We start from the raw sequence: 10,876 nt of genomic DNA, 5'->3' as shown, positions 1-10,876 counted from the left end.
CTGCGCCACGCCGGCGCGCTAGAAGGCCAGGTGCGCGACCTCGACCGCGAGCTGCGCCTGGCCAAGGGCCTGGAGCTGGGTGAGCTGCGCGTGGGCGTGGGCCCCTGGGGCGGCTCGGTGCTGGTGGGGCCGGTGGTGGGGCGCCTGAACGCCTTGCACCCGGGCCTGCAGCTCAAGCTCGTGCTGGCGCCCTGGCAGGAGCTGCCCGAGCGCGCCCGCGCCCGCGAGGTCGACGTGGTGCTGGGCGAGCTGCGAGAGATCGAACAGCTGCCCGACTTCGAGTGCGCCCCGCTGAGCGCGCACGAGGTCTGCGTGGTGGCTCGCGCCGGTCACCCCTTGGCGCAAAAGCGCGAGCTGCGCGCCGCCGACCTCTTCGACTGGCCCCTGGCTGGCCCGAACCTGCCCGAAACCGCCTTGCAGGCCCTGACCGCGCTGGCCGCTGCCGCCCACGTGCCCCCCGAGCGCCTTCGCCCCGGCCTGCTGGGCGTGACCTGCGACAGCTCGGGCATCCTGCGCCAGGTGCTGCAGGAAAGCGATGCCCTGTCCTTCATGCCGCGCTTCATGGTCGAGGGCGACCTGCGCTCGGGCCGCCTGACGACCCTGTCTGTGCCGGCGCTGACGCAGTCCGTGCGCTTCGGGGCGGCTTGGTTGCGCGGGCGCACCCTGGGCGGGGCGGGGGAGAAGTTCGTCTCACTGCTCCACGAGCACGACGCGGCCTTGCGAGCCGCCTCGGCGCCGGCGCACGCCCGCAGCGTCTGCGAGGGGACAGCTCAGTCTTCGCCCTGACCGATCGCGCCAGCGAAGGCGCGGGCAAAAGCCTCGCCGAAAGCGGGCGTGCCGCTGAGCGACAGGTTCACCGTCACCCAGTCGCCTTCGGGCATGACCTGCAGGTCGTGGCACCAGCTGGCGCCCTCGTCCAGGTCGCCCGGGCCATCGGGGAAGCGCCGCTCGGCCCAGGCCAGCACCTGGTCCACCTCGGCCAGCACCGCAGGGTGGCGCTCGCGCGAGGTCGAGGCCATGGCGTCGAAGGTGTGAACGCCCCCGGTGTCGGAGCTGGCGTCGAAGCTGAGGAAGTCGAGCGAAGGCGGCTTGGCTGGCATGGGGCGAATTTGTACCACCGTGGGGCCTGCCGCCCTCAACTTGCGGCAAACCCGGGCCGATATCCACCCATGGCTTCCGATCCGACCCCCCTCTCACCCGCTGAGCAACCCACGCCGGCGGCGCCGGTCCTGCTGGACCCGGCGGTCAAGCGCAGCTGGCTGCGCGCCACCCGCGTGAGCATCGCGCTGACCGTGGTGTTCTGCCTGGCCCTGACCGGCCTGCGCTGGATGGACGCCAAACGCCAGGCCCGAGCGGTGGGCGCCACCGTGGTCAACCTGGTGGACGCCGCCCAGGGTGTGACGTCCGTCACGCTGCCGGCCGTGGGCGCGGCGGTGGAGCCGCACGTGGCCGTGCAGGCCGTGGCCTTCTGCGCTGCCAATGCCGCCCAGGGCACCGACGCGGCCAACGCCGCAGAGGGCGCTGCCGCTGCCGCCTCGGCTTCCTGCGAAACCCTCTTTGCCCGCGAGGAGGCCCAGGCCTGCTCGCCGGGCTTCAGCCTCGCGACCCTGTGCACCGCCGTGCCCTCGCTGTCGCGGCCCGAAGACACCGTGCGCGTGAGCTACTCGCTCGGCGCGATGTGGGTGACGGCGGCCGAACAGTCGCTGGCCTGCCTCCTGATGATGGTGGGCGTGCTGTGGGCCTTTGCCCGGGTTCGCACCTCGCGTGCGCCGACCGCGTCGGCAGCCCAGTCCGCTGCCCCGAGCGAAGCCGGCGGCACGGCGAAGTCCAACGAGCGGGATGCGCTGACGGGCCTGCTCAACCGCGTGGCCTTCGAGACCGCGCTCAAGCGCCACAACGAAGCCGAGAACCTCAGCGCCCTCGAAGTCGATGGCTGCCTGCTGTACTTCGACCTCGATCGCTTCAAGCTCATCAACGACACCTACGGCCACATCGCTGGCGACACCGTGCTGCGCACCGTCTCGCAACGCCTGCGCTACACGCTCGGTGGCGGCGTGCTGATCGGCCGCCTCGGTGGCGACGAGTTCGCCGCGCTCATCACCGACGTCTCCTCGCGCGGCAACATCGAAACCATCTGCCGCGTGCTGATCGAGCAAGTCTCCAAGCCCATCCCCATCGACGACGTCAAGGAGTGGGTGGGCCTGAGCATCGGCGCACACATGCTCAAGCGCGGCACGCTCACGGTGGGCGAGATGCTGCACCGAGCCGACCTGGCCATGTACGAGGCCAAGCGCGCCGGTCGTGGGCGGCTGGTTTTCTATCACGAGTCGATGGAAGACGCCGCCCGCAGCCGCGCGCAGATCCAGGGCGAGCTCAAGCACGCCATCGACGCGCACCAGTTCTTCCTGGTCTACCAACCTCAGTTCGATCAGAAGGACCAGATCCGAGGCGTGGAAGCCATGGTGCGCTGGCGCCACCCGGTGCGCGGCCTGATCCCCACCGAAGAGTTCATGTCGGTGGCCGAGCAAAGCGGCCTCATCGTGCCACTGGGCAAACACATCATCGGCCTGGTTTGCCAAGACCTGGTGAACCTGCGCAAGGAAGGCTTGGTGCTGCCTTACGTGAGCCTGGACGTGTCGATGCGCCAGCTGGGCGACAAGGCCCTGGTCGAAGACCTGCAAGAGACGCTGCAGCGCCACGGGCTGACTGCTGCCGACCTCGAATTCGAAGTCACCGAAGGCACCACCATGGTCGGCCAGGTGAGCAAGGAGAACGCCACGCTGCGCCAGCTGCAGGACATGCGCTTTCGCATCGCCATCGACGGCTTTGGGGCCGGCCAGTCGTCGCTGGCGCGGCTCATCGACCTTCAGGTCGACAAGATCAAGATCGACCCGATGTTCGTGCGCGCCATCGGCGAGCCAGGTTTCAACCCCGCTTTGCTGGAGCTGATGATCGGCCTGGCGCAGCGCCTGGAGGTCAAGATCGTGGCCCAGGGCGTCACCAAGCTCGAGCAGGTGAGCTGGCTCAAGCAGGCCGGCTGCCCCATGATGCAGGGCGACTTCTTTGCCCAGCCCATGACCCATGTGCAACTGCTGACCTGGTTGCGTGAGCAAGCGGGCGACCGGGGTTACCTGGGGGGCGTGTGGGCCCCGACTCGCTCGTTCGAAGAGAGCGACGTGATCCAGGCTTGAAGCCGGGGCGTTGCGCCTTCAGCGCTGACGCCTGCGGGTTACCACCAACGCCGCCAGGCCGATCGCACCCAGCATCAGCGCGCTCGGCTCGGGCACCGCGCTCAGCACCACCGTGCCGGTGGTCGGATCGATGGTGTTGACGCCTGCGGTGAAGTAATCGAACTTGAACTCACCGGGCGCCACGCTGTAGAGGTTGATCTCGAAGCCCGCGCCACCAAAGACGAGCCCGCCGTTGGTGAAGACGCTGGCAGCACCTGGCTCGACGATGTTGTCGAAGAGGTAGGTGCCGCTGGGGCTCAGGCCCGCAGAGGGGCCACCAGGCAGCAGGGTGTAAGAGCCGATGGCCTCACCGAGCGTGACGCTCATCTCGCCGGAGGTGGCCAGGAAGCGGCCATCGCCCAGGTCCGTGACCTCCAGCTGCCCGCTGGCGGCATTGGCGCCACCTTGGAAGGTGAAGTGAAAACTGGTGTCGGCAGCCGAAGCGGCGAGCGGAGCGAACAAGGCGCTGACGCACGCGCCCAGCAACAAGATGTTGCGCATTGGGTGGTCCCTGAATGTGGATTGAAGTGGGGCGATGTTACTGTCGCCCACCCCCGTTGCCTGTGACAGCTTGTGTCGTGGGTTGGGTGAAGAACCCCTTCTTGCGGAGCCTGGTTTCAGGCTGGCCATCGATGAATTTGCGAACCCTTTTTGGCTCGGTTGCCCTTGCTTCCTTGCTCAGCGCTTGCGCTGGTCCCCAACCTCATCCCGATGCCTGCAAACAGGCTTTGACGACCGACGTGGTCAACGCCTGCATCGTCAGCCCTGGCGTGCTGTGGCGCGGAGGCAAGCCCGATGAGCAAGGTGCCTCGGCGCTGCTGAGCAAAGGGGTGGGCACCGTGGTCAACCTCGAGATGCTGCACAGCGACAAGGGCTCCTTCCAGCAGGCAACGGTGGCGTCGTCTCGGCAGGTCGATTACTTCGAGGTGCCCGAGTGGGAGCCCAACGTCATCATCGCCCCAGGCTGGGTGGATGACAGCGTGGCCGAGTTCATCGCCATCGTGCGCACGCAGCCCCGTCCCGTGTACGTGCACTGCCGATCCGGTCAGAACCGCACGGGCGTGATGGTGGCGGCCTACCGGATCATCGAAGAAGGCCTGTCGGTGGAGGCCGCCATCGACGAGATGGGACGCTACAACGGCTTCTGGTTCAAGCAGGATGCCAAGTACCTGCGCGAGATGGCCGCCGGGCGGCTGGCACAAATCAAGGCGCTGGCAGACCGCAAGCAGCACATGTTACAGCGGGCCGCGCGTTTCGACTGTGGCGACAAAGGGTGCGTGCTGCGTTGAAGCCGCGTCTTCAAGGCAGGATCTTGCCGGCTTGAAATCGCAAGCTCCGCACGGTCTCGCCTTGTCGGCCCCGCAGGGTCTCGTGGTCCACCACGTCGAGCTCGTCGTACTGGAAAGCGGTGAGTGCGCGCCCTTGTGTGTCGAGCACGCCCCATTTGCCACCTTGCCGCGCCAGCACGATGCCCCGGCCATTGGCGTCCACCAGTTGCTCTGAGACGTGGATGGACTCGTGCACCGGCTCGATGAGCACCTGGCCCGAGCGGATGTCCACGTAGCCGTAGCCATCGCCCTGACGGGCCACGTTGGTCGGCTCATCACCCTGGTTGGAGATGCGCTCGAGCTGGTCGTAGACCAGCGGCAGAACCTCGCGCCCTTCTTCATCGAGGTAGCCGAATTTCGGTGAGGCCTCGCCCAGCGAGACCCGAAAGCGCTGGTGCAGCGAGTGGTACTGGATGCCTTGGTAGCGGGGCTCGATCACCTCTCGCCCTGCGATTGACCAGACACCATACAGCGGTGGGCTGTCCTCGTCGGGCGGCGCGGCCCGGACCAGGAAGAATTGCATGCCAACTTGGCTGACGTAGGCGAACTGGTGCGGGATGATTTCCTTGCCATCCTCGCGAACCGCGCCTTGCAGGCCCTTCGCGTTGGTGGTGACGGTGGCTTGGGGCACGAACTCGAGCTCGACGGGTTCCCCATCTCGCCAGCCTTGGCGAACGAGTGTCGCGACGACCAAGCCGGTGAGCAGCAGCGCGGCCAGCACCAGCGTTGGCTTGTGTGCCGGTGGGTTGGCAAGCGGCGTGTCGGCGTCCTGGGCTGTGGTGAACCAGGCCGAGGCCAGCTTGACCAGCAGGGCGTTGACCAGCCAGGTGGCTGCTGCGTAGAGCAGCCCCAACACCATCCCGATGGCCAGCCAGCTGGGGATGGCCACGCTGAGCAGGGTGGACAGGCTGGGGCCTTTTTCCTGCGCGAGAAAGGGCATCACCAAGATGAACGCGACCCCGATGAAGGCCCCCCCGACGATGCCCGCAGCCAGGGTTCTGAAGAAGGACGGACCAGAGCCGAGCAGCGCCAGCACCGATTTGAACGACTGCCAGCCGACGAAGGCGCTCACGGGCAAGGCCACGCCCAGGATGAAGGGCAGGGCCTTGTGCCAAACGAAGGAGCCGCCCGCGAGCATCCCGGACAGGCCGCCCAAGCACAGCAAGCCTTCGAGGACCCCCACGGTGGTGGCGAATGCAAAAGGGCGCAAGGGGCCCACCTTCCTGATGGTTTTTGTGGCCGTGACTGTAGCGTTGCAGCCCCGTGTATTCGGCCAATGAGGGGCTCAGGCCCCTCATTGCGGGGAGCTTGCTTCGCAACGTGGTTTCTGGGCACGCAAGGCGGGCAGACTCACGTCCCATGAACCATTTCATCAGGGGAACCCTGGCCCGCTGGCTGGCCTGCGGGCTGCTGCTTGCATGCAGCTTGGGCGTGTGGGCGGCACACGCGCCTGACAGCGTGCCCAACCCCCGCTCTGCGGGTTCGGGGCACATCGCCAACCCGGACGACATCATCGACGTCGAACACCAGGCTCGGATCGAGCAACTGCTCACACGCCTGGAAACCGACAAGGGGGTCCAGGTGGCCGTGGTGGCCCTGGCCGACATCGAATCGCCGGCTGACGTGTTCGATTTCGCGCAGCGGCTCTTCGAGCTCTGGGGCATTGGCGACCGCGCGCGCGACGACGGTCTGCTGGTGCTGCTGGTGCGAGATCGGCGCACGGTGCGCATGCACACGGGCTACGGCCTGGAGGGCTTGCTGCCCGACGTGCTGTGCCTGCGCATCCAGGAGCAGTTCATGAAGCCCGCGTTCAAGGAAGGGCGGTATGGCGAGGGCTTGCTGCTGGGACTGACCGAGGTCGACCGCCTGGCGCGCGACCCGGCGGCTGCGGCGCAGGCGATCGCTTCGGTGCCAGAGCAGGTCGACGACTGGGCCACGGTGCAATGGGTCATGGGCATCCCCATTGCCTTCATCGGCCTGGTGCTGTTTGCCGTGCGCACCGTGCGCGGCTACTTCAAGCACGATGACGCCAGCCCTGCCTTGCCCCCGTTGTCCATGCGGCACGGACGAGTGGGCTGGCTGCTGCGATTCGTGGTGATGCCAGTGGGCATCGTGATCGCGGTGGGCTGGCTGCCCCCCGCACACCGGGTTGGCTCGGCGGCCCTGCTGCTTTATGCCTACTTCATCCTGATGGTGACGCTCAAGGCCTGGCGCCTGCACCGGTGTGCCCGCTCATTGTTCGCCGAGCAGGCCCATGTGCGCCTGCATCAGCTGCTGGGCCAGCAGCGGGCCTTCTGGGTCTGGATGGCCATCTGGCTGCCATTTCCATTTTTGCTCTACCTGCCCTGGGTGCTGACCTTGCGCTGGCGCTACCGTCGCCGCGTGCGGCCCTGCGAGGCCTGCGGTCAGCCCACCCGATTGCTGAGTGAGCAGCAAGAAGACGCCCACCTGTCGGCCGCCCGCCAGACCGAGGAGCGCCTGGGCTCGGTCGACCACGACGTCTGGTTGTGCGGCGGGTGCGGGGCCACGCAAAGGGTGAGCTTCGTCAACGACGACGCCGACTTCGAAGCCTGTCCGAAGTGCCACACGGTGGCGATGAGCCTCGAGAGCGACACCGTGCTGACGGGTGCCACGGCCACCTTGCAAGGCAAGGGCGTGCGCAAACACGTCTGCCGTCATTGCGGGCATCAGCGCAAGGAGACCTACCTCATTTCGCGCACCGAATCGTCGTCGTCCGGCGGCTCGGGTTCGCCGAGCTTCGGCTCGTCGTCGTCCAGCTCATCGAGCAGCTCGTCGTCGAGCAGCTGGGGTGGTGGCAGCTCGGGTGGCGGAGGCGCCAGCACGAGCTGGTGACGACGTTCGCGTCAGAGCGTCTTGGCGACGTTGGCCACCGACTCGGGGTCGGGCAAGTGCGACAAGGAAGCGACCAGCAGGTCCTTGACCTCGGTGCGGATTTCCTGCGCGCGCTCGCTCGACACCTGGCTGCGTTGCGCCAGCGCCTGGATGTGCGACCACTCGGGCTCGCTCAGGTGCCCGTCGGCGTATCCGGTCATCACGCACAGGCGCACCAGGGTCTCGGCAAAATCTTGATCGGCCGCCAGCTTGGCCAAAGGCTGCTCGCCTTCAACGAGGGGCAGCAAGGCGTTCAGGTCGGCTGCCGGGCTGCCCGCCTGTTCCTGGTGAAACGAGGCGATCAAGGCTTCCTCTGCCGGGTGCACGCCGTCGATGCGTGCCACAGACAACATCGCGGCCACGAGCGCCTGGACTTGTTCGGTGCTCAGGTTCAGCTTGTTTGTGTCGGTCATCGTTGGGCTCCTGATTTGGGTTCAACGCATCAGCGCGCGTGCACGCGCTTGCGTCAGTTGCAGTTGAATGTCCTGGACGGGCATCTTTTGAAAGCGCTCCGGCAGCAGCGAGCGGCGCGAGGTCTCGGACACCGCCAGCATCTCCATGAAAGCGATCATGTCCCGCTCTTGCGGAGGGATGAAGTCCTCCCGCGCTTCGGTGAGCGCATCGAGCAGGGCCAGGCCCTGACGTCGGTGTGCGAACTCGAGCCCCAGCAGGGCAACGGCCTCCAGGTCGGCGTTGGAATAGCCAGCCAGGGGCTCGCAAACGGCTTGCAGCCCTGCGTCGTCCAGCGCATCGGCGCGGGTGTGGCGGCCCAGCACGGCCTTCATGACCTGCGCTCGCTCGGCCGCCGTCTCGGCGTAGAAGAAGGGGATCTTGCGGTCCAGTCGGCCTGGTCGTTTGATGTCGGTGTCGAGCTTGTCGGGGCGGTTGGTCAGCAGGATGAACAGCACGCGCCCGCGGTTGTCGGTGTCCGACATGAACTCCTTGAGGCGCGCGATCACGCGTGAGCTCGTGCCATCGTCTCCGCCCTCGCCGCCATCTTTGCCGAAGCTGCGATCGCCCTCGTCGATCAGCACCGCGATCGGGCCCATGGCCTTGACCGTGGCCAGCACGCGCTCGAGGTTGCGTTCGGTCGAGCCCACCCACTTGGAGCGGAAGTTCTTGAGCGCCACGGCCGACAGCCCGGCCTCTTTGAGGAAGGCCTTGATGACGAAGGTCTTGCCTGCGCCCATGGGGCCCACGGCCAGCAGGCCCATGGGGGTGAGCGCCGTGTCGCCTTCTCGCAGGCTCTTGGCGACCTGTTCGAGCTCGCCCTTGATGTGCTGTGCACCGCCCACCGCACTCAGGCCATGTTTGGGCTCGACGAACTCGATCAGGCCATCGCACTCTTTCTCGATGAGCTCGCGCTTGCGGGCCTGGATCAGTCGAAGCACGTCTTCGTCAGGGTCGGCCGACGGCACATCCAGCGTGGGCTGGATCAGCTTGACGATCTCCCACCGGGTCATGCCGGCGGTGATGGCGGCAAAGCGCCTGGCCCGTTCTTCGGCATCCGGCGCCTGACCCAGCAACTGCCGGATCAGCGATTCACGTTCGCTGGCCTCGATGCCGTGTCCACCAGAGGCCTTCATCAGGCCTTCGATCTGCACCGCGCGCAGACCCGACATGCGCTGCGCGTAGAGCGCGACCTGTTGCTCGCTGAGCTGGGCGTCCAGGTGCTTGACCAGGGCCGTGCGCGCCGCGAGCTCGGGCATGGGTACCTCGATGGCCGAGACCTTGGGGCTGTTGAGCAAGACCTGGTCCAGCGCGCCCAGGCTTTCGGTGATCAGGATGGTGATGTTGTCTGCCGCCATCATGGCCCGGTCCAGGGACCAGCGGTGAAAGACCGTCGAGACCAGGCGCTCCTGCGTGCTGAGCAGACCGCCGCCTTCGCCTGGCATCAGCAGGTCCGCATAAGGCACGATCAGGCCCATGCCCTGGCGCGTGCGCAACTGCACCTCCAGCGCGTGCAGCTTGTCGACCAGGTCACCTTGTTCGGGCAGCAGCAACTCGCCTCGGGTGACCGTCACACCGAACTCGGCGGAGATCTCGACCACCGTCTGTTTGGTGGCGCCCACCAGCACGCTGGCCACGAAGGTCTTGAGGTCGAGCAACTGACCTTGGTGCAAGACCACATCGAAGACGTTGCGGTACAGCACGAAGGTGGAGGCTTCGCCCGCGAGGTACTTGTCGCGCAGCTCTGCCGCCCAGTCCGGCAGGGCATCGCGCTCGTTCAGCGTCGCGCTCATGTCAGAGCGTCTTGCTGCCAACGGCTGCGGCGTTCGCGCGTTCCTTCTTGAGCGCATCGAGCTGCGCCCGCGCGTTGACGGCGCCGGCCGAGCGGTTCAAGGCGGCCAGGCGTGTGTCGAGGTCCGAGGACCTCAGCTCGTTGCCCAGTTTGGCCTCGGCCACGCGGCCCTTGATGTGCTCGCGCACGCCGGCCAGCGCTTGCACTTCGGCATCGATCGACAGGCCGTCGAGCGACTCCTGGATCTTGATGCGGGCTTCCGCGCTCTGGAACTTCGCCAGCATGCGCTCTTTCTCGGCTTTGAGGCGGTCGATCTCGCTCTTGATTTCCAGCAGCGAGTCCTTTGCCTCTTCGGCGTCCTTTTGCGCCTCGGCCAGGTCCGATGTCAGGTCGGTGATTTGTTCTTCCAGGGCGTTCTTCTTTTGAAGCAGCACCAGCGCCAGGTCGTCCTGGTTCGTGGCCAGGGCGGCGTTGAGCTGACTCTGCACCTTGCTCAGCTCGGACTGTGCCGTCGCCATCTGTTGTTCCAGGTCCATGCGCCTGGCGATGATGCGACCCGTTGCCGCCTTGAGCTTGCCGTACTTCTCGGTCATCGACTGGATCGCGTTCTGGTAGGCGATCTCAGGGTGCTCTTTTTCGACGTTGGTGACGAAGAGGGCCACGAAGCCACTCACCAGATTCCACAGACGGGCTGCGATTTGATGGTTTGCCATGATCTGATGTTCCTGTGTTGGTGTGTTGTGTCTGCTGGGGTGCTTGCCCGGGGCCTGGGTCAACGCCCGCCGGGGTGTTCGCGCCGGCCTGCGGCGTTGGCGACCGCCTGTCTTGGCGCTCGCCTGGAGGCCTTGGATTTTTCTGCGCCAGGCTCAGGGGACGTGACCGCCTGCGACAAGGCGATCGCCAGGTCGGAGGTGGACATGCTGATGTCCATGGCGGCCTTTTCGCTGAGCTGGAGCCTGGAGACCGATTCTTCGAGCATCTCGGCCAGGTTGCCTGCATTCGGCGCCGTCATGACCATCTGGTACACCTCTTCGAAGCGAACCGGCATGCCCACCAGCGCGGCCTCCAGCGTGGAGCGGCGCGCACTCAGGCGACTGCCACGCTCGAGGACGTCCTCGTACTCGGCCTGCAGCCCGAGGGCCGACTGCGCTTCGTCGCTGCCGGGCTCGGCGTTGGCCAGGCGG

10 protein-coding genes and 1 pseudogene are annotated in these 10,876 nt (G+C 66.8%); 4 read left to right on the top strand and 7 right to left on the bottom strand.

What is annotated here, in order from left to right; translation table 11 throughout:
• Window positions 1-786 (top strand): LysR substrate-binding domain-containing protein (locus B2W70_RS05470; RefSeq protein ID WP_286743649.1); only part of this gene is annotated, 786 nt, incomplete at its 5' end.
• On the opposite strand, the gene B2W70_RS05465 is transcribed toward B2W70_RS05470, so the two are convergent.
• The gene (locus tag B2W70_RS05465; RefSeq protein WP_286743647.1) at window positions 771-1,100 is read right to left on the bottom strand and encodes a hypothetical protein; all 330 of its coding nucleotides are present in this window, start codon (window positions 1,098-1,100) and stop codon (window positions 771-773) included. The genes B2W70_RS05470 and B2W70_RS05465 overlap by 16 nt on opposite strands.
• 69 nt (window positions 1,101-1,169) lie before the next feature.
• Here B2W70_RS05465 and B2W70_RS05460 point away from each other — a divergent pair, with 69 nt between their 5' ends.
• On the top strand, window positions 1,170-3,191 hold the full coding sequence (locus tag B2W70_RS05460) for a putative bifunctional diguanylate cyclase/phosphodiesterase (protein ID WP_286743646.1): 2,022 nt from the start codon (window positions 1,170-1,172) through the stop codon (window positions 3,189-3,191).
• Between the two features lie 18 nt (window positions 3,192-3,209).
• Here B2W70_RS05460 and B2W70_RS05455 read toward each other — a convergent pair whose 3' ends face one another.
• The gene (locus B2W70_RS05455; RefSeq protein ID WP_286743644.1) at window positions 3,210-3,731 is read right to left on the bottom strand and encodes a PEP-CTERM sorting domain-containing protein; all 522 of its coding nucleotides are present in this window, start codon (window positions 3,729-3,731) and stop codon (window positions 3,210-3,212) included.
• A gap of 227 nt (window positions 3,732-3,958) precedes the next feature.
• On the opposite strand from B2W70_RS05455, the gene B2W70_RS05450 reads away from it, so the two are divergent.
• On the top strand, window positions 3,959-4,519 hold the full coding sequence (locus tag B2W70_RS05450; protein ID WP_058086814.1) for a fused DSP-PTPase phosphatase/NAD kinase-like protein: 561 nt from the start codon (window positions 3,959-3,961) through the stop codon (window positions 4,517-4,519).
• A gap of 10 nt (window positions 4,520-4,529) precedes the next feature.
• Here the strand turns inward: B2W70_RS05450 and B2W70_RS05445 are convergent, their stop codons facing one another.
• The gene (locus tag B2W70_RS05445; RefSeq protein WP_286743642.1) at window positions 4,530-5,768 is read right to left on the bottom strand and encodes a WG repeat-containing protein; all 1,239 of its coding nucleotides are present in this window, start codon (window positions 5,766-5,768) and stop codon (window positions 4,530-4,532) included.
• Window positions 5,769-5,917: 149 nt separating this feature from the next.
• Between B2W70_RS05445 and B2W70_RS05440 the strand changes: the two genes are divergently transcribed.
• Window positions 5,918-7,411 (top strand): TPM domain-containing protein, encoded by a 1,494-nt coding sequence (locus B2W70_RS05440; protein ID WP_286743641.1) that lies wholly within the window; start codon window positions 5,918-5,920, stop codon window positions 7,409-7,411.
• An 11-nt stretch (window positions 7,412-7,422) separates the two neighbouring features.
• Here B2W70_RS05440 and B2W70_RS05435 read toward each other — a convergent pair whose 3' ends face one another.
• The 4 genes and pseudogenes from B2W70_RS05435 to B2W70_RS05420 form a co-directional block, all read right to left on the bottom strand.
• Window positions 7,423-7,863, bottom strand: a complete 441-nt coding sequence (locus B2W70_RS05435; RefSeq protein WP_058086817.1) for a TerB family tellurite resistance protein — start codon at window positions 7,861-7,863, stop codon at window positions 7,423-7,425.
• Between the two features lie 21 nt (window positions 7,864-7,884).
• The gene (locus tag B2W70_RS05430; RefSeq protein WP_286743638.1) at window positions 7,885-9,693 is read right to left on the bottom strand and encodes an ATP-binding protein; all 1,809 of its coding nucleotides are present in this window, start codon (window positions 9,691-9,693) and stop codon (window positions 7,885-7,887) included.
• A 1-nt stretch (window position 9,694) separates the two neighbouring features.
• On the bottom strand, window positions 9,695-10,405 hold the full coding sequence (locus B2W70_RS05425) for a PspA/IM30 family protein (RefSeq protein WP_058086819.1): 711 nt from the start codon (window positions 10,403-10,405) through the stop codon (window positions 9,695-9,697).
• Window positions 10,406-10,464: 59 nt separating this feature from the next.
• A pseudogene (locus tag B2W70_RS05420) lies at window positions 10,465-10,876 on the bottom strand (hypothetical protein); the annotation flags it as partial.

It is taken from the genome of Aquabacterium sp. UBA2148, assembly GCF_002328915.1.
Lineage (GTDB): Bacteria > Pseudomonadota > Gammaproteobacteria > Burkholderiales > Burkholderiaceae_C > Aquabacterium > Aquabacterium parvum.
This window is presented reverse-complemented; position numbering and strand designations above follow the sequence as displayed.

Coding starts and splice junctions, on each gene's coding strand:
- B2W70_RS05430 (WP_286743638.1), bottom strand. CDS start 9,693: ATGAGCGCGACGCTGAACGAGCGCGATGCCCTGCCGGACTGGGCGGCA.
- B2W70_RS05460 (WP_286743646.1), top strand. CDS start 1,170: ATGGCTTCCGATCCGACCCCCCTCTCACCCGCTGAGCAACCCACGCCG.
- B2W70_RS05455 (WP_286743644.1), bottom strand. CDS start 3,731: ATGCGCAACATCTTGTTGCTGGGCGCGTGCGTCAGCGCCTTGTTCGCT.
- B2W70_RS05425 (WP_058086819.1), bottom strand. CDS start 10,405: ATGGCAAACCATCAAATCGCAGCCCGTCTGTGGAATCTGGTGAGTGGC.
- B2W70_RS05440 (WP_286743641.1), top strand. CDS start 5,918: ATGAACCATTTCATCAGGGGAACCCTGGCCCGCTGGCTGGCCTGCGGG.
- B2W70_RS05435 (WP_058086817.1), bottom strand. CDS start 7,863: ATGACCGACACAAACAAGCTGAACCTGAGCACCGAACAAGTCCAGGCG.
- B2W70_RS05465 (WP_286743647.1), bottom strand. CDS start 1,100: ATGCCAGCCAAGCCGCCTTCGCTCGACTTCCTCAGCTTCGACGCCAGC.